Here is a 24,687-nt window from a genome sequence, read left to right as displayed (position 1 = left end):
CGGGTTTAATTTTTTAAAGTAGCTGTTTTACCTGAAAACCTTCTGCAGAAATGCAGTGGAATAATCCATTGTTTTATCAAACCAGGGATCAAAAAACCAGAACGGATGCGGCGTATCCGGCAGCTCATGGGCTTCCGAATAGATCTTGTGTTCTTTCAGTACACGCATCATGTCGTTCCTGCCGGCATGAAACTGGGGAAAGGAGCTGTTAATAAAAAGCATGGGAACCGTATTGCTTCCTGCATAGGTTAATGCAGATGCCTCCTTCCATAGCTCCGGCTTTTCCTCATAGGTGCCGCCCAGCCATTCAGACGCCGCGCCGGCTTCCGCCGACTCCGGGTGTTTGAATGCCAGGATACCATCGATATCAATGGCGGCCTGAACAGCGGAGGAATGAGCTATGTTGCCCTCTTCAAACTTTGGTGCGCCGTTGGTGGCGCCCATTAACGCAGCCAGCTGCCCACCGGCAGAACAACCCAGTGCTGCAATGTGATTGGTATCAATACCATACTCACCAGCATGCGCGCGCATCCAACGTACAGCCGCCTTCAGATCCTGCACAGCCGCGGGGTATTGCGCTTCCCCGGACAAACGGTATTCTGCTGATACCGCTACGTATCCTCTTTTCACCAGCTCCACTGCCATTGCATGGTTATGGGTTTTATCGCCCGAATGCCAGCCACCGCCAAAGATCAGTAACACCGCAGGTTTACGCTGTTTTTCTTTACTATAAAATACATCCAGTAATAAACTGCGACCGCTTGCTTCGCGATAAGGCACATCCATTGCCTGCTTCATACCGGCGGGCGGCGTTGGCGATGCAATCTTTATAAATGGAAACTTCAAACGTTGTTTCTGATAAGTACTCCAAACGGCGAAAGACGTATCCCGCGGCACTTGTGTGTCCATCCGCACATTATCAAGCACAATATTATCGGCATCCGTTAATTCTTTTCCGATAGTTGTTTTAAAGACACTATTGCTGATCCGGATGTTCCTCACCGGCATCTCCGGTAAACCACGGATAAAAATTGCTTTCTTTGCACCATTACAAACAATGTTATCAAACTCCATGTCCCTGAATACCGGCGTACCTTCATTTACCTGTGGCCGTTCATCCCGCTGGCTGTCTGTAGTAAATTTCACGAAGTAGTACAGGTCAAAAAATACCGCTTCTTCCACAATATCTTTCATGAATATATTCTTTGCATAGATCTTTTCCACCACGCCTCCACGGCCACGGGTGGATTTGAATCGCAGCCCCTTGTCCGTTCCCACAAAAGTACAGTTGTATACAAAAATGTTCCGGGCGCCGCCACTCATTTCACTGCCTATCACAAAACCGCCGTGGGCTTTATACACAATACTGTTACGCACAATACCATTTTCGGTTGGCTTGCCCCGCCGGCGTCCTTCTTCATCTTTGCCGGATTTGATGCAAATGGCATCATCACCTACATCAAATGTGCAGCCCTCTATCAAAAAGTTGCGGCACGACTCAATATCAGCGCCATCCCCGTTTTGCGCATAAGCCGGGTTTTTAACCAGCAGGTTACGCAAAGTGAGATCTTCGCAAAGAGAAGGATGCAGGCACCACGCAGCGGAGTTCTGGAAAATTACGCCCTCCAGCAATACTCTTTTGCAGTTATTCAGCGCTACAAGATTGGGCCGGAGGAAATCTTTCATCACGGCATACTCCTCCAGTGGCTTGCCTGGCACCAGCAGCATGCTCATGCCTTGTTCCTTAGCCGCTTTGTATTGCTCACTCGGATACCATTCATTTCCATTTTTTCCAAATACACCACCCGACGCTACTTTCTTTTTCCATTCACTTTCGGTTAGCTGGCCCTTGCCCACTGCACGCCATACATCACCGTTACCATCAATCACTCCTTTCCCGGTAATGGCGATGTCATGCAGGTTGCTGCCGCTTACCGGCGATTGGTTACGGGCGGCGGAACGGCCTTCATAAAGACCTTCCACCAACGCATACTGGCTCTTATCCGGTGTAAACAATAGCGTAGCGGCACTTTTCAGATGCAGGTTCACATTATTTTTCATGACCACAGGCCCGGTAAGCCAGAGTCCTTCCGGCACCAGCACCACGCCGCCACCATTCCGGCTGCATGCGGTGATCGCGTTATTGATCGCCGTTGTATTCAATGTAATACCATCCGGAACCGCGCCATAGCGGGTGATATTAAAAGTATCTTTCTTAAAAACAGGAGATGCTATTTCAGGTAACCGCGTCCAGGAATACTGCGAAAAAGCCTGTACAGCTATTCCTATGCCTGCGGCCATTAAGATGCTTATCTTTCGTATGTTCATACCAGTTATTTTTCTTTGTTAACAGGATCCCACCCTCCCAATATATTAGTCGCCACATATCTTTTGGCCTCCCTGGCGCTCAATTGCTTGCTCCAGGGAACCCGCCCTGCAACAATGGCCCCTTCTCCCGTGTTATTATATTCTGCGTAAAAAGCAGTTTGTTCATTTTCCTTTTTATCCCAGTTATGCCAGCCTGCCGGCAAAATATGCCTGCCCATTTCACATCGGATAAAAACGGTACGGGCATACGCCCGCCACGGTCTGCCGAGATATACTTTGCTGGCCTCTTTACCAGCTGTGATGTTGCATTCCAGGAATACATAGCCGTATGCCTGTTCCTTTGTGGTAGAAGCGGCCGTGATATAGGAATCGGAAAGGCTCCGGATGGCGCAGCTACGGAACAACGCCGTAGCCGGGCCAAAAATAAAATCGGTGGTGCCTTCAATCAGACAATTCTCATAATACTGGCAGCTGTTGCTGTTAGCCGTCAGCAGCGTATCCTGGTTGCCGAGCAGATTACAGTTACGGATCACAAAATGATCGCCGTCTACATGCAATGCAACGGCCTGGCCTACACGCCCTGCTGTATTCCGGATCGTAAGGTTTTCTATTTTCACATCATTGCCCTGCACCCATACGGTGTAGGAGTTGAAAGTACTTAACTTCTTATCTCCCACCAGCTTACCGGAATAATCATCATTGGTGATAATAGTGCTATCACGGCTTTCACCGATGAAGGTGATGTTTGTAACCCATGAAGGAACGACCAGCTTTTCGGGATACACCCCGTTTTTAATAGTAATAGTAAGTGGTACGGGAGAATAAGCCCTGACGGCATTCACCGCTTCCTGGATGGTACTATAGTCTCCGCTGCCATCTTTAGCCACCGTTAACCGCGAGGGATATACTTGCTGCGCCATTGCGCCTGCAGCGGAGCATATAATAAGTAGCAGGTAAAATATTTTTTTCATATGGATGATTTTTAGAATTCCCTTAACCAGATATTGCGGAAGCTCACGCGGCTATTATGTTCCTGTAATACCAGCGGTAATTTATTTTCATGATATTGATACTCCGGGTAACCGGCATATACCATTGGTCCTTTGATAGCTACATGATATTGTATCAATACCCCGTTATGAAATACCGTGATATACGCCGGTGTTTTCATCGACCGGTCGGTGTTGAATACCGGGGCTTCAAATACCACATCAAATGTTTGCCAGGTTTGCGGCGGCAAACAGGCATTTACCAGCGGCGCGTATTGTTTATAGATACTGCCTGCCTGCCCGTTGTAATAGATTTTATGAAGATATTGATAGTTCTCGTATATCTGCAGTTCATATAGTCCCATGAACAGTACCCCGCTGTTACCACGACTATTACCACGATCTTCCCGGGGATCAGGTGTTTTCCATTCTATGTGCAGTTGTATATTGCCGAAGGCCTGTTTGGTACGGATATCTTTGGCTCTAGGCGTTACCGTTAGTTCGCTTCCTTTTACGGTCCATTTTACCGCGCTGCTGTCGGCGTGCTCCCATTTGCCCAGGTCTTTTTCCCCTGCAAACAACACGATGGCATCGGAAGGGGGGCCTGCATTTTTACCGGGTGTTACCTGCGGCGGTTGCGTGGACCAGTCCTCCGTAGCTTCCGGTTTTATTTCCTGTGCCTGCACAACGTATGTAAAAAAAAGGAATGCTGTAAAAAGATAAATTGTTTTCATAGAGAAATCATTGCTTGATCATTTGTAACCGGCCGACTGTCATCTGTAACTGGTAGCGCTTTCCTTTCTTCGCCGTAAATTTCACCTGTTGTTCTTTATAGCGCAATTCACAAGGTCCATCTGAAGTAGCCGTTACCGTTAGTTGCTGCAGCTGGCATTGTTGCCAGCGGATATCCAGCACAAAACCTCCCCTGGCGCAAATGCCGCTGACCTGTCCCGAGGGCCAGGCATCCGGCAACGCGGGCAGCAGTTCAATATAATCCATATGGCTTTGCACGATCATTTCTGCCATGCCGGAAGCGCCGCCAAAATTTCCATCTATCTGGAAAGGCGGATGCGCATCAAACAGGTTAATATACGATCCTCCGTGTGCCTTTCCGGTAGGGCCTTCCGCGGGAGTAAGTAATTTGTTGATCATGGTAAGCGCGTGATTGCCGTCTTTGAACCTTGCCCAGAGGTTGATCTTCCAGGCCAGGCTCCAGCCGGTGCCATCATCGCCACGGAAAAGAAGCGATTGGCGGGCGGCTTTCATCATGGACGGCGATTGATCCCAGGTAATGTCGGTGCCGGGGAATACGCCCCACAGGTGCGATACATGGCGGTGATGATTTTCCGGGTCATCCACATCCTGCAACCACTCCTGCAGCTGCCCGTACTTTCCTACCTGGTTGGGCGCAATCTGTTTATATTTTGCCTGTAAGGTTTCACGGAAGGCGGCGTCCTGGTGCAATATTTCGCTGGCTTGTATACAATTCCGGAACAGGTCTCTTATTAGCTGGTGGTCCATCGTGGGACCCGCCACTAAGCCGCCATTCTCCGGCGAGTTGGAAGGAGTGCTGATCAGCCAGCCTGTGGCAGGATCTTTTACGAGGAAATTCACAAAAAAATCAGCTGCGGCTTTCATCAACGGGTAAGCCTGTTGCTGTAAAAAAACTTTATCCTTTGTATAGAGATAATGTTCCCACAGATGGTGGCACAGCCATGCAGCGCCTGTAACCCATATGCCGTGGTTGGCGGCATTGATAGGCGCTGTTCCTCTCCACAAATCCGTGTTATGATGCAACACCCACCCAGGAGCACCGTAATGCTCCGTTGCGGTGCGGCGGCCCGCTTCCGATAATTCGCGGGTCATGGCGAACAGCGGCTCCGCACATTTGGAGAGATGCAACACTTCTGCCGGCCAGTAATTCATTTCCAGGTTAATATTGGTGGTATACTTACTGCCCCAGGGCGGCGACATCTGATCGTTCCAGATACCCTGTAAGTTGAGTGGTTGTCCGCCTGGCCTCGACCCGGAGATCATCAGATACCGGGCGTATTGAATATACAATGCGGCCAGCGCGGGATCGGTAGTCGCGGTAAACCGGCTGATCCGCTGGTCTGTAGGCAACTCCGTTTGTCCCTGGCCCAGATCCACCGAGAAGGTATTGAAATATTGCTGGTAGTCTTTGATATGTGCGGAGCGTATGTTTTGGTAAGATGATAACGGCTGTATAACCTTCCTGCACAGCGTCGCCGGATCCGCCGAAACATCCTTATAATTGCGGTAACTGGTAGCAGCAGTAAGATATAGCGTAGCTGCGTTCGCGTTAGTAACCGTGATGCTGCTATCTGTAACGGCTACACGTCCGTTTGACACACTCACCTTCAGCCAGCTTTCTCCTTTCAACACGCCGTGCAGTACTTTCAGGGAAAGCGCCAGCGTGCTGTCATTTATTTTCCGGGTGGTATACAATGGCTGCGGGCTTTTCAATGCAGCGGTGAAGCTGATGCTGCCGGGCTTATTAGCCGACAGCCGCAGAACGATGGCCTGATGTGGTGCACTGGAAAAATACTCGCGGGTATATTGCACGTTATTGGCAATATAAGTCGTACGGGCAACAGCGTTAGCAAGGTCCAGTTCCCGCCGGTAACCTGTTGCGGCCGGCAGTGTATCTTTAAAACGTAGCCAAAGGTCGCCGAACGGCTGATAATCCGCCTCATAGCGGGATACCGGCGGCGCGCTTTTCTGTCCCATGAAATGCTCTTCCGCCAGTTGTTCCGCTTCCTTTTGCCGCCCTTCGGCGAGGAGTGCACAGATCTTTGGCAGGTACTGTACCACACCGGCACGCGCATGTTCACGCGGACCATCAGTCCATAAGGTAGCTTCATTGAACTGCAGGTGTTCTTCATTTACACCCCCAAAGATCATGGCGCCCAAGCGCCCGTTGCCGATGGGTATTGCGGCGGTCCATTTAGCAGCGGGGTGGTCATACCAAAGCGTTAACGCTGCTTTTTTGGGCGGCAGTGGCGTTAGTACGGGTGTAAGATTGGCTCCGCTGTATATTTTCCCCCCATCTGCAAACACCTGGAAGCCTTTCCCTTTATGATATTTTTTACCCGTTTTATCCCACAGGATGGTAAGCAGGCGGCCATGATAACGCACCTGGTCCAGGCAAAAGTAATCCCAGGTTCCGGCGGGTATCAGCGGGTATATCTCCACCTGTTCATCGTCCCGTGGTTTCAGTCCCACCAGGTCGCTGATCACCAGGTCGCAGAAGCTGGAGTGGTTATAATAGCTGCTGCGCGGATCATCCCCCTTCAGCCAGTAGCCATTCTTTTCATCCTGGTATTCACCCAGGTAAGGCTGCCCGTTTTTCTGATGGGAGCGCGCATAGGTTTGTAACGCGCGGAAATATACACTTGCAGTGATGCCGTCATGATGCCGGTAACACGTAAGCAGGTTGGCCAGCCCTTTCAATGTTTGTGTAGTGGCAAACGGCCATATGGCGCCGTCCCACTCGCAACCACCGGTACCGTGCGTACGAAAAGCCGGATGCCGCTGCTCTGCGGTGGTAAGCCCCCAGGGCGCATTAAAGCCGTTGCGGTCTGTTAACTGCTGCCAGGCCTTTGCATATTCAGGCTGATCGTCCGGCAGGTTGAAATACCAGGGGATATACCCTATTTCTTCTCTTACGCCTGACAACGGGCCCTTGGCCAATTGCACCTTAAAAAAAGCAGCGGTATCATCCCAAAGCCTGTTTTGCACACCGGCTTTGAGCTGTGCTGCCAGTTGCACGTATCTCTGCCGGAGACTGTCGCGCCCGGCCATAGCAGCCAACTGCGACAATGCCCTGGCATTTCCGTACATATAGCTATTGATAGTGGGACGGATATTTCTTTCCTTACGTGAACCACTGATGGATTCTTCCATGCCATCTTTCACATCAAACTGCCAGTACATGCCGTCGGGTAAACCTCTTTCCTGCTCCCACAGCCGGTAATCTTTATCGAGTGAATCCAGCAGGCTTAGGGCAAAATTCCGGTCCGCATTTACGAGATAATAATTATAGATAGCATCCGCCGCCCAGCTGCTGAACTGGTGGAAACGCGGTTTGGTCTGCTGCTGGTCCTTCTCCAGCCAATAGCGGATATATTGATGAACGTACTGTGTATCGCGCAACCAGCGTCCTTCATAAATATGATGGCCAAGTGCGCAACTCAGTGCATTATATCTGCCTGCATGTTTTACAGGAATAATAAATTCTGTGAAGATAAACCCGTCAGGAGTTTTTTTAAGATGCTTACGAAAACTCCACCAGCGGAAATAGTACGTTTGTTCGATCATGTTATCAGGGCAATCAAATAACGGCACATTGCTTTCAAGCCACGCAGCTGCCTGGTCATCCGGGATGTATTGTTTCACTTCTCCTGTGTCCAGGCGGTTGAAGAGCGTAACATATTTCTTCAGTTTATCTGTACTTAATACAGCTTTCCTGTCCTGTGCCCAGCTATTGGCCGACACGCATATCCATAAACAAACATAGAAAAATCGTTGCATGATCACTTTATTTCTTTACAACTTTCAATATTCCTTTCATCACGGTATAATGCCCGGGGAACGTACATACGTAAGGGTAATTACCCGGTGTTGCCGGTGCAATAAAATAAATGCCCTGTGATGTTTCCGGTTGCAACAGGCAGGTGTTAAACAACACATCTGCTGAACGGGGCACATAGGCGAGCTGGGAACCATTCAATCCCATATCCATCGCCAGTTTTCCTACCACATCTCCTTTGCCGGGTTTTACGATCACCAGGTTATGCAGCATATCATCGTTATTATTAAACACCAGTTTCACTTTGCTTCCCGCCGGCACCTGCACTTCAGCCGGATCAAACTTCAGACCGGGCAGGGTACCTATTTTGATGACTACATCGGGACCTTTGGTCCAGCTGGCCGGCTGCATATTTACGCATTTCGAAGGATCACTGCCACAGGCAGTATTATTATTGGCAGTAGCTGCCGCGCTTTTGGGTGTTATAGCACAACCAGGCATCCCGCCGCTTCCAGCCGGAATAGCATTCAGCGTATAATAGGCCGTATTATGCAACAGTGGTACGCCGGCCTGCGATTGCAGACCGGTTATATCCAGCGCATGAATATATCCTTCGCGTAAACCTTCTACATAGATCCTCACCCGGCGGCCATCATCAGACACTTCGCTTTTTACAACGGCGCAGGGTTGACTGTTAATCACCGGGCTGCCGTACTTACTGTGATAGCTATACGTAAATCCTGTTACCTGGAATAAGCGGTTATTGACAGCCTGTTTTTTATTTACCGGAGATGTAAATTCAAGTTCAAAGCCATTGCTTTGCGCCCGCATGGCCTTTATCTCAAAAGGCGTGTTACCCTTAAAGTTCACCCGTTGCAAACCGTAGGGAGCCGGCCCTGTAGAGGCCCATCCCCTGCTGGTCATACCAACAAATAACGAATGATCGCTTCCCCATACAAGCCGCAGCACACCTGACGAAAACCCTTCCAGGAAAGGGAAACAGGCGCCCTGGTATTTGCCGTTCACTTTCTCCAGGAAGGCGCGCATTACTTTGCTGTGTCCCTGATCGCCTACCAGCAGCTGGCCTTTAAAAGGACCAAATGCGTCTGAGTCGATGTTGATGACTGCTGACGTAGAAGTGCCCATGAGTGTATGCGGAAACCATACGCTGGGTTCCTTGAAGTGCGGTATTTTACGGGCAAAATCGTGCAGGATACCGATGGAGTCAGGAAATTGCTGCGGCTTTAAATGCAGTGGTGATCCGTATTCGCCGGACCAGCGCATACCTGCAGGGTGACCCGCAAAATCGCCATAGTCCAGTTGAGTGATCCTTCCGGACCCGATCCAGTCGCCCTGGTTTTCTGCAAAAAAAATATCCCCGCTCTCCGACAATCCAAAACCTGCGGGAGAGCGCATGCCGCCGGCAAAAGGTTTCATGGTGCCATCCGGTTTTATCTGCATCATCCAGCCACGCCACTTGGTAAGGCTTGCGCCGCGACCAATCCAGGAAAGGTTGAGCGTAACGATCATATCTCCGTTGGGCAGGAACAGCGGTCCGTAGGAATATTCATGGTAATTGCCCGATAAAGGCCAGGAGGCAACCGTTTGAAAGAGATCGGCTTTCCCGTCTTTGTCTGTATCTGTAACACGGGTTAATTCCGAGCGTTGCGTAGTGTAAAAGGAACCGTTGTGCCAGGCAAGGCCCAGAGTTTCATGCATGCCTGCTGCAAAGCGGGTATAATGCGGATATCTTGATTTCTTCTGGTAGGGATCTGTAATCAGCCATATCTCCCCGTGCCGGGTGGCCACTCCCAGCTTGTCGTCCGGTGTAAATGCGAGACCTCCCACTTCCAGCGCTACGCTGTCTGGTATGGGCACGTCTGTGATGGAATAATATTTACTTTCCCTGGCCTTCATCTCCTGTTGTGCAGCTGCCATACAGGGTAACAGCATACTCCACACGAGCAACAAAAAAGACCTATGTTGTTTGCTTATCATAATTTTTACCAGATAATGGAATAATGAATGTTCACCTTTTTGCTATCCGCCGGCAAGGGCACTAACAAACGGTATTGTCCTTTACTTTGCACGATCTGCGGCGACAAGGCTGTTTCTATATAATATTGTTTATCATCTACCGCATAACTGCCATCCGGTAATTTTTCGATGACGCCGCCGCTTGCCATTAACCACCAGGCGTTCCCGTTAGTGCTTCCGTTATTGGTCACCGTCACCTCGCGGATCAATCCTTTCCGGTCGCTGCGGGGATGCAGATAATCTTCCACAGACCATTGATGCAAGGTATACAGGTACACCGGCAATCCATCCGGCAACAGTTTATATCCGCGGTTAGTATAGCTGCTGCTGTCTTCCCGTATGGAGTCCGGCCATGGGGCATCCGGGGCCTGCAACTCCGCAATAGACGGCGTACCTGCCAGTTCCAGGGCAGCGCCCAAAGGTTTTTCCAGCTGCTTCTCACCGCGTTCATGCCACATTTCAGCGATATCCAGGTACCGGCCGTGCCAGGTCATTAAAGGGCTATAGTTAACCATATCGTAAGCGTAGTTCAATCCGCCGGGCATACCCACTGCTATGCTGTATGGATTAACCTTACCGCGATGTTCTATAAAACCGCGTTGTACTGCCGGGGCATTCCTAACAGGATATTCCATCTGTGGCGATATTTCTGCCATCCTTTCAGAAGCAGGCGTAGTAAGGGCGGTAAAAGGAATATGCGGACCTTCATACAGCAGTACCAGGCTTTCGTCGTAATTGGCGTAGCTGAGTTGAAAAGTATGTTCTCCTTTCTCCAGCGTAGTATCACCGTAAAAAGCGCGCTGGTAGTCGCGGGTACCGCCGTTGTTGGCGATTTCATTTCCATCAATCATTAACCGCACAGGACCACCGGCCTGCAGCCTGAAGATGTATTGGCCTGTTACCGGTACCAGTAGTTTTCCTTCCACTAATAAGTGGGCGCGTTTATCGCCGGTATGGAAGGTCAGTGAATCGGTGCTGCCTGATTTTACGGGCGTTAGCTGTCGCAGCGTATCGTGATTTTTATAGACGCCCTTATACACACGGAAACGCATATCTGCTAATTTCGCGCGATCATTGCCATAGGTTTTATAGCGGATATTCCGGAAGGCCACCGGGCCTTTGTATACGATAAAACGCAGCGGTCCGGGTACATCGCGCAATGCGGTGTCGTGTGTGTTAATGATCTGCAACCCGCTCACCGCGCGGCCATTCAGTTCCACGGATGCAAAGCCGTTTTCGCTTCCGGAGTAAACACCATTGCTATCCGGTTTTGAGGGACGCAATGCCTTATATCTCACCGACAGGTGCTGCCATAAACCCGGCGCTTTGCAGGCGTTCAATACAGGCGGTCTTCCTTCAATAGCTCCGCAGTCTGTGTTTGTAACACTGTCTTTTAGCCATCTGTCATTCAGCTGCAATGCATATTCTCCCTGGAAAAGAATACTTGCCGCGGCATCAGCAGATAACATGAAATCCAGCTCCAGGTCAAGATCGCCATGTACCAGCCTGGTGCGCAGCTCCGTACTGTCTGCCGTATTTCCGGAAAGGTCACACACCAGGATGCCTTTGCCGGCTGCAATTTCCATGTGATGCGGTTGCTGCCGGTCCGCATATACGTTGCCGGCTATGCGCCAATGATGATCCGTTGCCGTAAAAGCATCCGTATTATCCAGGTTGATTTCCTCCATGGGCAGGCTTTCCGGCTGAACGGCATTTTTACTGCCGGACGAGCAGGATGCCATACCCAGTATGGTTAGACTTTGTAATAAAAGAGATCTGATCGACATTGACAGGTTATCAAAGAATTAAAAAAAGTTGCTACGCTGCTTACAGAAAAGCTACACGCTTATCCATCATCCGCACAAGATCCGGCACATCATAATATTGCAATGCGCCCGGAATTATGTTACTGTATTGGTCCTTCTTCATTATCCGGCGGATCATCGTGATAAAGGAATCCGGGTATTGGTCTATTTGCAGGCGGTTAATCCGTGGATCTATTACCGCTGCATGCAGGGCTACCAGCGCCGTAGCGCCGGAGGCTCTTATATCAACCATGCTTTTCTGAAACTCCTGGTCCGACTGCAGGTAATCCAGCAGCAGCAACAGGTCTGTTACGCGTTGGCCGATCAACGGCCGGCCAATATGCAGGGAAGACATCACATTCCGGTACTCCCTGTTATAAAATTTTGGATGATTGAATGCAGCTCCATCAGCCGTTTCACCTATTCCACGCAGATCAGGCAATAACACCGCATAACCTTTTTGCAGGTACGATTGCAGGAGGGCAGTGCTGTCCAGCAGTGTGCGCTTGCCTTCATCGTTCAGGCATATCACTACCTTTTGTACCACACTATTGCCCGGTGGCCGCATCAGTATAAAAGGAAGCGGCGGTTCATTTTCGCTGCGCAACAATAACTTTTCGTATACCCATTCCTGTTGCTGCCTTGTAGCGGCACGTTCCACCTGCACTTTATTCCGCCGGACATGGATGCCCAGTAATTGCTGCAATGTATCTGTAAACGCTTTTTTAGTAACCGTGCGTTGAAATTGCATACGGCGGGCGGCGAGCGCGGTAGCGGTTTGCAGGAAATGTTGTTGCAGGGTAATTTCTCCGGAGATACTATTATTTAATTCCCCGCTGCCGGTACAATTCAGCGCGGTAGCTGGCAGCACGGCAAGAACCCCTTCCTGTACCGGTTTATCATCCTGGTACAACCACCTCCTGAACCAGCGGGCGGCGGCTTCGCGCTTAGGTTGCGATATGCCATGCCCATCGTCTACCGTGAACAATTCTATCCGTTCCGGTGCTCCCAGGGTAGTATAACATTGTTTTGCTTCGTTGTAAGCCTGTTCTGCGCCGGTATAGTCTACAAAATCGTATCTGCCGGCCAGTACCAGCAACGGCTTAGGCGCCAGCAGGTGCATACAGTCGGTGATCTCCAACCCGTATTTACCTTCATTGGGTATTTGCACACAGCCATCCAATGGACCAGACAGTTCAAACGTTCTTTCACGGGTGGTGATGTAGCTGCATACCGCGGCAACTTTTATCCTGTTTTCAAAGGCCATGAAATAAGCGGTTTGTGTGCCGCCGCCGGAATTACCCAGGCAACCGATCCTGGTGGTATCTACTTCTTTACGGGACAGCAGGTAATCGAGCCCCCGCTCATTATCCCATAATTCATAAGCGGCCACACTGGAGCCTACCATGGCTGCTGCGGTATTCAGCAGCGTATGTTCCGTAGTGCCTCCTCTTGTGGAAGGCTGGCCAGTGCTGTCTGTCAGCTGATGCCGCTCTCCTTGTGAAACAGGATCAATCATCAATACCACAAACCCCTGCCTGGCGAACAGGATAGCGGTTTGCTGGTACGAGGGTGTGGCCTTTGCTTCTGCCTCATGACCGCAAAATAATAGCACACCGGGAAACGGACCGTTACCTGCCGGCACATACAAACTGGCCGTTACGTGATGTTTGGGGAAACTCTGATAAATGATCTTTTCAATATGATAGCCATCCTGACGGAGTATACCCGTGACCGTTGGCTGTAACGGCGTTTTTTCCGGCAATACGCCCAACAGCTGGCGATAGGAAGCACGAAGCTGTTGCTGGTAAGCCTGTACGCTGGAAGCTGATTGCATGGCCTGCTGCACCCGGTTACTACGCCCCGCATACTGCCGGTGCATTTGCTGCATCAGGTAGGTGTTCAGCATTTTATCTGCGCCCCAGTCGATAATACTGGCAGGCGCTTGCGCACATACCGTTGTGGCCGGCAGCAATAAAATAAATGGAATAAGTATGGCAGCCGTTAAATAATTGTGTAAGTAACACTTATCGGATAGTAAAAGGCTACGCGTAAATATTTTCATCAACATGGAATTCTGTTCTCCTTTACCGCAATCAAGCTACAGAAATATCTATGCAAAAAAGTATTTTTTTACGCAATCGTTGCCGGAGCGCGGTGGTATAGCATAATAGGAAATGTTCTGTTAACTTTATCTTCTCACTATCTGTATGAAAACTATTTTCCGATATATTATTATCACAGCCGCTATTCTTCACACCTCTCCTTCTTTTGCCCAGCTCCCGGAACTGGACAACCACAATATTACCTGGAACAGCCAGAGCCGGAATGCGGCGGAATCCATGCCTTGTGGCGGCGGCGACATAGGACTGAATGTATGGATGGAAAACGGGGAATTGTTATGTTACCTGTCGCGCAGCGGCACCTTTGATGAAAACAATACCTTTTTGAAGCAGGGCAGGTTAAGGATAAAATTAATGCCCAATCCTTTTGAAGCAGGTACACAATTCCGGCAAACATTGCATCTGCGGGAAGGCTACATAGCTATTACCGGCAGTAAAGGAAAGCAGCAGGCGCAGATCCGGGTATGGGTAGATGTGCATCACCCGGTAGTGCATGTGGACGTGAACACCCGTCAGCCGGTAACGGCCACCGCGCACTATGAAAACTGGAGAATGGACGACCGTGTAATGTCAAAAATGGAGCTGCTGGCATGCTCCGGTTATAAAGGCGCACCGGTAGCCGTTACGGCTTATCATGATGAAGTTACTTTTGATGACAGGAAGGTGTTGTTTTATCACCGCAACCGGAATGATGCGCTGATATTTGACTTCACGGTACAACAACAAGGATTGGACTCCGTAAAGGCACAACTATGGAATCCCCAACAGGGACTTACGTTTGGTGGTTTCCTCTGGGGCAGTGATATGCAGCCCGCCGGTACAGATACCGGGCGATATATAAACACCGCGTATACCTCCTGGCAGCTGCAAAGCATCCGTCCTTCAAAGTCGCATCACATCAATGTACTGCTGCATACAGCGCAAACATCCACGCAGGAAGCATGGTACAAAGGACTGCAGGAACAACTGCGGATAGCCAGCGTAGCAGAAAAAACCGCCTTTCAGCAGACCACTGCATGGTGGCAGCAATACTGGAACAGGAGCTATATTTTTATGGGCGGTGATACTGCCAATGCCGTATGGCAGGCGGGCCGGAACTACCAGTTGTTCCGCTACATGCTTGGCTGTAATGCATATGGCGCTTATCCTACGAAATTCAATGGCGGGCTTTTTACGTATGACCCGGTATTTGTAAATGAAAAATTTCCTTTTACACCGGATCACCGCAACTGGGGAGGCGGCACCTTTACCGCGCAGAACCAGCGCCTGGTATACTGGCCCATGCTCAAAAGCGGCGACTTTGATATGATGACCGCGCAATTTGATTTCTATTTGCGTGCGCTGAAAAATGCCACCACCAGGAGCCGGTTTTACTGGGGACATAACGGCGCCTGCTTCACCGAACAAATGGAATATTTTGGTTTGCCTGCTGCCAGTGAATATGGATGGAAACGGCCCTCCTGGTTTGATAAAGGCGTAGAGTACAACAACTGGCTGGAATATGAGTGGGATACCGTACTTGAATTTTGCCTGATGATATTGGACATGGAGCGCTTCAGCGGGAAAGATATTTCACGGTATATACCGCTTATAGAAAGTTGTCTTACTTTTTTTGATGAACATTATCAATACCTCGCAAGGTTACGCGGCTCCAAAGCGCTGGATGGAAACGGCCACCTCGTGCTATATCCCGGCTCGGCAGCAGAAACGTATAAGATGACCTATAATTCGGCTACTACCATCTCCGGGCTAAGTACCGTTACCAGCAGGATGCTGGAGCTACCAGGCAAATATCTTTCCGACAGCACGCGTACACAACTGCAGTTATTCCGGCAACGTATCCCCTTACTCTCCTATCGTAACGTGAATGGCTACACGACCATTGCGCCGGCCCAATCCTGGGAGCGGATCAACAACCAGGAAACGCCGCAGCTATACCCGGTATTCCCCTATGGCATATATGGCATAGGAAAACCCGGACTGGATACAGCGATTAACACCTGGCGGTATGATACCACGGCTGTTAAACACCGCAGCGCCGTTGGCTGGAAACAGGACAATATTTTCTGCGCCCGGCTGGGCCTTACCGACAGCGCCGCCTATTATACTATCGAAAAACTGAAGAATGCCAGCACGCGCTTCCCGGCTTTCTGGGGGCCGGGTTTCGACTGGACACCGGATCATAACCAGGGTGGATCGGGCATGATCGGATTGCAGGAAATGCTGCTGCAAAACGACGGTAAACACCTTTATCTTTTCCCGGCATGGCCGGTTGCATGGGACGTTCATTTTAAACTGCATGCACCTTACAACACAACGGTAGAAGGCGTTTTAAAAAATGGTAAGCTGTTGTCCCTGAAAGTATTTCCTGAAGAAAGAAAAAAAGATGTCCTGGTAATGCTGCGATAACATCATTTCACTGCAATGCTTACCTGGCTGCTTTGCAATCCGGATGCTGATGCCTTTACAACAATATTTCCCGCCTGCCCGGAAGATTTCACAATCACCAGGCATCTCCCCTGCCAGGCATTACGCTGTGGCAACTGGTAACTCTCCGTACTGAGCGGGTTCGCATTGCCAACGCCCACAATAGTTCCAGGGCCTTCCACATCAAAGTGTACCTGGTTGTCTGCTTTAGTATGACGAACACCATTTGCATCCTGCAATTCCACGGTGATGTAACTTAAGTCCTGCCCGTTTGCCCGGATAGCCGTACGATCAGCTACCATATTGATCTTTGCCGGTTCACCGGCTGTTTGCAATACTGCACTGCTTACTGCTTTACGGCCATTATAACCCGTTGCTTTCAGTGTGCCGGCCTGGTAAGGCACCTGCCAGGTGGCTGTGAATTTATTGGCACGGTTGGTTGCTTTTTTTCCCAGCGACCGGCCATTGAGCGACAGCTCCACCTGTTCGCAGGAGGAATATACTTCCACTTCCAATGGTTGTGCGGTGTTCTCCCAATTCCAGCTAGCTAATACATCATGCCATTCCCAGCGGCTCCAGTCCACCTTATGCGGATTAGTGGCAAACGACGGCTGCGGTGGTTTTACAAAAACAGACACCTGTCCTTCTTTCCATAATACATCGCGGTAATACGACTGTGGGCGCTTCCAACCACAAACATCAATATCGCCGCAATACGCAAGGTTCCAGGGATAGAAGCCCTGCTCCTGCCAATATCCCAACCACCCGATGCTGGCTTCGCCGATGTAATCGAAAGCGGTCCATACAAAATCACCTATCACCCAGGGATGATCTGCCACGCCCATCCAATAGTCAAAAGCTTCCAGCGGCAAAGACTCCGTTGCAAACATCACCCGTTGCGGCAGCCGCTGGTGATCCGTTTGATACTTATCTCTTGCATAGTTGTAACCTGCCACATCGAGTGTTGCGAGGAAAGCATCTTTATCTTCCGTGACGCCGTTTACACCACAGGTGACGAACCGGGTTGTATCCAATGTGCGTATAAAACTACTGAGCGCCTTTGCCACCTCCACTACTTCCGGCTTTTCGCGGTTAGGGATTTCATTGCCGGTGCTCCACATGATGATGGCAGGATGATTCCGGTCGCGGTATACCATACTTTCCACATCTTTCTTCCACCAGTCTTTAAAATACAGGTGATAGTCGTCAGGATTCTTTCCATCTTCCCAGGTATCAAATGCTTCATCGATCACCAGTATACCGAGCCGGTCGCAGGCATCAAGGAAAGCAGGAGAAGGCGGATTGTGCGCGCATCTCACCGCATTATAACCGCTGGCTTTAAGCAGTTCTACCTTGCGTTCTTCTGCACGGTCGTAGGCTTTTGCCCCGAGCGGGCCGTTATCGTGATGCACGCAGCCGCCCTTTAGTTTCAGCGGTTGCCCGTTTAAACGGAAACCATTCACGGCGTCAATGGTAATACTGCGGATACCAAAAGGCGTGACAGTACGGTCCGTTAATTGTTGCTGGCGGTAAACCTCCGTTACCGCGGTATATAGCACCGGCGATTGCACCGACCATAACGCCGGTTTGCGTACGGTGAGATCCTGTTCCCACGTGGCAACCGCGCCGGGTGTTAATTCACGTGTATCCGTCGCCGTAACTACTTCCTTCCCATTTGCATCCATAAGGTGGGTGATTACTTTCACCGCAGCAGTGCTGCTGGTTTCATTCATCACTTTAGTTTGTACATGTACTTTTGCGGCAGCGGCATTTACTTCCGGCGTAGTAATATAAGTGCCCCATTGCGCTACGTGTACGGGGTCCTTCACCTTTAACCATACATGGCGGTAAATGCCTGAACCAGCGTACCAACGGCTGTTTTCCCCTTCATTCCTGACCTTTACGGCGAGTACATTTTGTTCACCGAATTTTACGCGGTCAGTGACATCGTAATAAAACGACGTATAGCCGTAAGGGTGCCTACCCAACCGTTTACCATTGATCCACACTTCTGCGTTCATATAAATACCATCGAACTGTACCTGTATCCGTTTCCCTTTCTGGGTTACAGGCAGCGTAAATGTTTTGCGATACCAGCCGGTACCGCCGGTGGTAAACCCGCCGCTTGCCTGGCTCACCGCATCACGGTTAAAAGGCGACGCGGTGCCGGGGAGGTCTTCTATACTCCAGTCATGCGGCAGATCCACGATGCGCCATTGCGTATCATCAAAAGCTGCTTTATCAGCGCCTTGCGCCCCACCACGATGGAAGCGCCAGTCGTTATCAAAAAGCTGTGTTTCCTGTGCATGGGCGCCAATAGTGGCGAGCAGCAATAAAGTAGTTACTATTTTTTTCATGACGCCGATCACACTTGTTGAAAAAACCGATTTTAAATACGCGGTGTTAGCGCCAAAGTTCCATTTTACATTACGCGGGTCCTGTGCATTACGCGAGCGTTCTATCACCAGCCATCCACGCCAGCCCATCTCATCCAGTGTTTGTTTTACTTTGGGGAGATGAATACGCGGGTTGTCCTGCAACCATACGCCATCTTTATCGGTACAATGAATCTGGCAGATGCGGTCTTTCCCAAGTATGCGCAATTCCTTTTGCAGGTCGCGGCCTGCTTCCAGGGCGTTGGCAAAATTGAAATAGCTTTGGATAGCAGGAGAACCAATATCTTTCAGCAACTGCACTTCTCCGGCAGCATCCAGCGCGGTTTCTATGCCAATGACCACGCCTGCCTTTTCTGCCTGTGCAGCCGCAGCCTTCAACCGTTTAACAATAGCGGGACGCAGTTCCGGATGTTGTACCAGGTCGCCTTGTACGCCCAGCGGCAGGAACGCTACTTTCACCTGCAACTGCTGCATGGTATTGATACAATCCTGTACCATGCGGTCTACACCAGGCCGTTCTGCAAACGACTGCGCATAAAACCCCGACATGGCAATAGAACTGATCTCCAGGTTAAGCCTGCGCGCTTCTTCTATAAATTGTTTGGCGATCGCGGGATCTGTTAGTTTGTTGTCAAACGTTTCACGGGTGCCCAAACCTCCCATGTCCAGCTCCAGTCCATCAGCGCCAATGTCTTTCGTTAACTGGAATGCGCCCAGCTTCTGCCGCTTCAGGATCATCCAGTCGCAAACAGCAATCTTATAACGTTGCGCTGCCGGCGCTGCGGCGAACGATACCTTGCGGTACAGCAGCCCCGCAGTAATAGCGGCGGTTGTATTGATTAAAAAATGACGACGGTTCATAGTAGTTACAGGTTACTCAGGCCATTGCCCGTTTTTAATTGCTTTCAATTGTAGTTGCTTCGGATCGACTTTCACATATTTGATCCGCTCCCGTCTCCAGGTGTAAACGATATGGATAAATCCATCCGCGCCATAAATCACCGCCGGGTATGAATACTGGCTGATGGGTGAGTTTTCCAGCACCAATGCTGCGCTCCAGTTTTTGCCATCTTCTGATACGGCTACATTCAACGGCGTGCGTGGACCTTTGGCCAATCCGTCCGGTGGCAGTACGTGGTTGTAAACAAGTACCTGCCGGCCATCAGGCAGGGTTACTGCATCTGTTCCTGAATTGTTGTTGGGCAGTGCAATAGGCGCTAAAGGCGACCAGGTGCGGCCGTTGTCCGTTGACCAGGACTCCAGTATGGCCCGGTTCTTACTTCTGCAAAGCGCCTGCAGCTTTCCGTCCGGATAAAACAATATGCTGGGTTGTATGGCATTGTAAGTATCACCACCATCCACGGGCGCAGTTTTCTCCCAGGTTTTACCATTGTCTTTTGTTGATTCAACATGTACCCTCCAGCGGTCTCCTTCTGTGCTGGACGGACAAAGCAATGTACCATTGCTTAACAGTACCGGTTTATTCTTTATCGGTCCCAGATAACCATCCGGCAAGGCTTCCGGCGCGGACCAGGTAGCGCCGCCATCTTTGGAGGTAATCAGCCATCCTTTCCATCCGGATATTTTAGGACCTATTTTGTAGAACAGCAGTAAATCGCCGCCGGGTACCTGGTACAATACCGGGTTCCAGCAGGGAAAGCGGGTACCGTTTGGCTGTATGCCATTGGCTACTTCCACGGGCACAGTCCATTCACCGCTCTGCTTTTTACGGCTTACCCATATGCCCACATCCGGATGTCCTTCCTTTGTGCCTCCAAACCAGGCAGCTACGAGGCCCTGCTTCGTTTCCGCGATGGTAGAAGCATGACACGAAGGAAACGCTGCTTTTTCAAATATAAATTCGTCGGTGACAATGCCGGCGCGATAATTTCCAGCCTGACCTTGTGCCAGTAAACCAGCGAACAATAAAATCGTTGTACAAAAAATACGTATAGTCATAAGCGTTGTTTTCGACAGATTAGTTTATCTGTGATTGGGATCTGTTGTTTTCAATGATCCGATATAAAATATCGCCGGCTGCTCCGGTTCTCCTCCGTGTGGCAGATCAAAAGTTTGTTCTGCCGGGGTATCTGCATCCGGCGTATGCCGTGGCATACCCGTGCGGAATACCATACGCGCCACACTTTGCACCGGCGCAAAAGTGAGTTGCGTCAATACATCTTTCCCATTTATATTAACGGTATAAAAACGGGTGGCAGTGTTCAGGGTAATGCGGATATTATAAGTAGCGCCGGCCTGGTACTTCAGAATGTTTTTAAATTTGGCGCCGGCCTTTGCCTTTAATGTACTGTCCGCCTCAAACATGAGCCGTACGCAGGGATTCCCTTTGGTATCCTGCAATTCCGCATGCAGGAGTCCTCTATTATTTTGTGCAGGGGTAATGGAAAACTCCACCACTACCCGCTGCGTTTCGGGAAACAAGCGTTCTGCTTTTGCATAATCATATGGATCGCCGTCTTTCAATGCCAACACCGGGCCGTTTGCGGATTGCTCCATTTTTACCGGCGCCCAGGCAGGGCTGTAGATGTTCCATTGCTGCAATGCTGTGTCCGGCAACATCTGCTTAAACACATCATTTACAGGTGCGGTTGCTTTATCGGTTACAGGTACCGGGATGCGTGCCACCCAGATATCTTCCTTATTCATACTGTACGTGATCCACATATTACCGCCGGGAGGCGTACCGTTATTTTCTGTGATGCCGCGCACATACTGCGGACCATAATCCTTAAAATATCCCTTATAGCGCAGGGGAGATATTTCGCCCTGCACCAGCAACATATTCGTATAATCGAGACCGTTATTACTTACGGAAATAGCCAGTGGCCAGCGGTATTCGGAAGGGTTATATACGGTGGCATAGCGGCCATCTGCAGTACGCTGCCCCCATATTTTAGCATTGGCGTTTACAAAGCCCGGCGCCCTTACAGCCGATTCAGGCCAGGTTTTACCACCGTCGTTGCTGATAGCGGTGAGTGCATTTTTCCATAGCCCTACAACCCTGCCATCGGGCAAATGATAATAGCTGAGGGCTTTGTATTGTTTTTTAAGCGGTATCAGCGGATCATTCCTGTCTGCTTCTTCATTCCATTGCTGCGTTACCAGCGGATCCGCCAGCAGTTCGTTGCACGCGGCTACAAAGTCCTTATCGGGACTGGCGCTGTAGTGTGGATAAGACGTATTCTTTTCATTCCAGGCGGAGTTATAGCGGATGAAGTAAATGGGACCAAAGCTGCCATCAGGGAGTATTTCACGCACAACGCGGCCAATGCCTTGTCCATCATTGGGCCGGTCGTCTTCATCGAGGCAGATGCCATAAAAAGCCAACGCCAGCAACCGTCCTTTTTTTGATGTATAAAAACCCATGCGCTGATGCATTACCGCATACAGGTTATGCGCCACACCGGGATAGCCTTGCTTGGTAGTGCCATCCGGTATTTTATAAAGGGGAAAGATGATGGCCGGCTTTGACCAATTGTAACCATCTTTGGAGGTGGCAAGTAGTGTTTGCCCGGGCGCCACACTTTCGCTGACCTCATCACTCAGGTATTCCAGGTAAAAAGTGTGGTTCCGGTAAGCCAGCATTGGTGCGTGGTTATAAGTATAACCGGTACCTTCGGCCTTTTCAGGATGTTCGCGATTGGCCCGCAACACCTGGATGTTATGCACTCCCATGGCGGGACTTAGCTGCCCGTGATGGTAATCGACATTAACGCGGGTTTGCCCGGTATATCTTACGGTATCGGCGGCGGGTTGCTGTAAAACATCCAGTATATTTTCTGTTACCTGGAAGATAGAACCATGCTTATGCCCTTCCGGCACCTGCACCTGGTCTGATATATCGGTGAATGTTTTAAAATCCTTTGTCTTTACTGCGCCGTAATATTTCTCTCCATAAGCATCAAAATAAATGAGCCATTCGCTGCCCACTTTTACCGTAGCAGGCCCTTCCGTAAAAGAAGATGTAAACGGGACTGAAACATTGATATATGGACCCGTGGGATGCTTACTGAACGCCATCTTCAGGTTCCTTTCGGGACGGGTATTATCTTTTAGCACCAGCGCATATTTACCTGCGGCCTGCTGAACAATGGTGGCGTCAATCACGCTAAACCCAGGATCGAGAAATAATTTTGCGGGAGAAAATGTTTTGAAATCTTTTGTGGTGGTATAGTACATACGGTGGTTATTATCTTCATCTTCCTGCCCGCGGGGAAAACGATGCGGGATCGTAGATGCCCAGATAATAACGAATTGTTGCTGCTCTTTGTCATAAAACAGCTCGGGCGCCCAAACATTCATGGTAGCGGGTTCGTGTGCCATCACATCAATAGCGCGTTGCTCCGACCAATGCACCAGGTCTTTTGAACTGGCGTAACCAAAGCCTTTTTCACTTTTCCAGCCGCTGGTCCATACGAGATGAAAAGTACCATCCGGCCCCTGCACCATAGAAGGATCGCGCATCAGCTTTTTTTCTCCCACTTGCGGTTGCAGGAAAGAGCGGCCCAGACTCATCCAGTGATAACCGTCGTAACTGTACAGCAAACGCAATCCATCAGTGGCCGGTTCCCGGAAAGAAGTGAACAGGTATACTTTTCGTCCGGGAACATAGGTATCCAGTATTAATACCCAGTCGTTACCATCCTGTTGTGTGCCGGGCGGATCAAAGCTGGCGATGCCTTTGTTGGGGAATTTGCCAATAAGTGTTACCTGGCCGTTGCGGGGATCGTACCAGGACGCCTTCACCGTGTCGCCGGCAATTTTGCCCATGTTCACCCGGAAGTTGCGGCCGTTATAAGTATAAATGAAAACATATTGTTTTCCGCGGGTAGCCAGCACGCGGTTATATTTATCGCCGGCGTCGCCTGCTATGAGTGATGGATCGGGCACCCGTTCAAAGTACGGCCTTGACAACAATAAATTTTTCAGATGTACCATTTGCTGTGCACCGGGTGCATTGATCGCATCGGACCAAACATCTGTTACGCCGTAGCTTCCTTTTTTATCCTTGGAAGCATGCATCTGCATCACGGCATTATCACCGTAGGTATAACCTGCTGCGCCGGCAAACACCGACCAGTATCCATAGCGCCGTACATCTTTGTCGTTCCATCTTGCTTCGAGGGAATCATGTAATCCCTGTGGAATCCCTTCATATGATGGCTCGCCATCAAGCGTAGGTTTGGCGGGTGTTTGGCGGTAGTCGGCTTCAATGTATTTCCAGTTATCTTCCCCGTAGTGGAGGTCGCCTGCGCTGGTGTCCTGATCATAACGGCGATGCCCCGACTGGAACATATTGAACTGCAGCCAGGAAGCCTGGTGAAACCAGCGGGATGATTGCGTGCGGCCATGTGGATGGAAAGTAAGCAGATGACCGGGATCCTGTGCGTGGAGCGTGGCGCCGATAGCATTCCATACCTCCATGCCATCGCTGCCTTTAATATCTCCACCATTCAGCCAGATGATGTTGGGTTTGTTTTTGTACCTGGCTGCCAGCCACGCAGCGTATATGCGTGCCTGTTGTTCGCTTACCTGTCCGGCTTTTACATTGGAGCCCCAAACCGGCACCAGCGCCATATACAAGCCCTTCTCCGCGGCTTTACCAACGATATAGTCCACATGATCCCAGTAATCATACTGTGCAGTATCTGTGAAAGCGTTGCCTGTTGTGGTATGCGGGGTGGCTATATTTTTATTGATCAAAGCGGAATCACCATAAGCATTTACCTGCTCAAGGTTATGTACCACCATTACCTGTATGACATTGAATCCTTTCTTACGGCGGTCTTCCAGGTATTTTTCCGCCTCTTCCCTGGTTAATTTATTAAACAATAACCAACCGGTATCGCCCAGCCAGAAGAAGGGCGCATTCCCTCCGGTGGTAAAATACCTGCCGTTGGAAGAAATGCCCAGTTTGGTAATGCGACCTGTTTGTGCATGTATGGCATTGGTAACCGAGAGCAACGTAATAAAAAATATAATAGCGATCTTATGCATGCATCCAGTTTG

The 24,687-nt window shown here is 50.0% G+C and carries 11 protein-coding genes; 1 reads left to right on the top strand and 10 read right to left on the bottom strand.

Translation table 11 applies throughout. The features are described 5' to 3' along the window. Positions 1-27: 27 nt before the first annotated feature. From QFZ51_RS15560 to QFZ51_RS15530, 7 genes are all read right to left on the bottom strand, one after another. Positions 28-2,328, bottom strand: a complete 2,301-nt coding sequence (locus QFZ51_RS15560; RefSeq protein ID WP_429047004.1) for a glycosyl hydrolase family 28 protein — start codon at positions 2,326-2,328, stop codon at positions 28-30. 5 nt (positions 2,329-2,333) lie between these two features. After that, entirely contained in the window at positions 2,334-3,299 is a 966-nt protein-coding gene (locus QFZ51_RS15555) for a pectinesterase family protein (RefSeq protein WP_429047003.1), read from the bottom strand. A gap of 11 nt (positions 3,300-3,310) precedes the next feature. Next, positions 3,311-4,051, bottom strand: coding sequence for a 3-keto-disaccharide hydrolase (locus QFZ51_RS15550; protein ID WP_429047002.1), 741 nt, complete (start codon positions 4,049-4,051; stop codon positions 3,311-3,313). A 7-nt stretch (positions 4,052-4,058) separates the two neighbouring features. Continuing rightward, the gene (locus tag QFZ51_RS15545) at positions 4,059-7,871 is read right to left on the bottom strand and encodes a glycosyl hydrolase family 95 catalytic domain-containing protein (RefSeq protein WP_429047001.1); all 3,813 of its coding nucleotides are present in this window, start codon (positions 7,869-7,871) and stop codon (positions 4,059-4,061) included. Between the two features lie 7 nt (positions 7,872-7,878). Then, positions 7,879-9,867: a plastocyanin/azurin family copper-binding protein gene (locus QFZ51_RS15540; protein WP_429046999.1), complete on the bottom strand. Its 1,989-nt coding sequence runs from the start codon at positions 9,865-9,867 to the stop codon at positions 7,879-7,881. A gap of 5 nt (positions 9,868-9,872) precedes the next feature. Next, positions 9,873-11,648, bottom strand: a complete 1,776-nt coding sequence (locus tag QFZ51_RS15535; RefSeq protein WP_429046998.1) for a family 16 glycoside hydrolase — start codon at positions 11,646-11,648, stop codon at positions 9,873-9,875. An 85-nt stretch (positions 11,649-11,733) separates the two neighbouring features. Further along, positions 11,734-13,776: an alpha/beta hydrolase family protein gene (locus QFZ51_RS15530; protein ID WP_429046997.1), complete on the bottom strand. Its 2,043-nt coding sequence runs from the start codon at positions 13,774-13,776 to the stop codon at positions 11,734-11,736. A gap of 145 nt (positions 13,777-13,921) precedes the next feature. Between QFZ51_RS15530 and QFZ51_RS15525 the strand changes: the two genes are divergently transcribed. Continuing rightward, entirely contained in the window at positions 13,922-16,243 is a 2,322-nt protein-coding gene (locus tag QFZ51_RS15525; protein WP_429046996.1) for a DUF5703 domain-containing protein, read from the top strand. 2 nt (positions 16,244-16,245) lie between these two features. On the opposite strand, the gene QFZ51_RS15520 is transcribed toward QFZ51_RS15525, so the two are convergent. Genes QFZ51_RS15520 through QFZ51_RS15510 form a run of 3 tightly spaced genes read right to left on the bottom strand, consistent with a single transcriptional unit; the run spans position 16,246 to position 24,675 of the window. Beyond that, a complete protein-coding gene (locus QFZ51_RS15520; protein WP_429046995.1) occupies positions 16,246-19,518 on the bottom strand; it encodes a glycoside hydrolase family 2 TIM barrel-domain containing protein in 3,273 nt (1,090 codons plus the stop codon). Between the two features lie 12 nt (positions 19,519-19,530). Continuing rightward, positions 19,531-20,616 carry a sialidase family protein gene (locus QFZ51_RS15515; protein ID WP_429046994.1) on the bottom strand — a complete coding sequence of 362 codons (1,086 nt, stop codon included), beginning with the start codon at positions 20,614-20,616 and terminating at the stop codon, positions 19,531-19,533. Positions 20,617-20,640: 24 nt separating this feature from the next. Then, a complete protein-coding gene (locus QFZ51_RS15510; RefSeq protein WP_429046993.1) occupies positions 20,641-24,675 on the bottom strand; it encodes a DUF4038 domain-containing protein in 4,035 nt (1,344 codons plus the stop codon). Positions 24,676-24,687: the final 12 nt, after the last annotated feature.

Source organism: Chitinophaga sp. W3I9 (assembly GCF_050434025.1).
In the GTDB taxonomy this organism is placed as follows: Bacteria; Bacteroidota; Bacteroidia; order Chitinophagales; family Chitinophagaceae; genus Chitinophaga.
The sequence above is the reverse complement of the archived record's forward strand: the minus strand, read 5'-3'. Positions and strand labels throughout refer to the sequence as shown.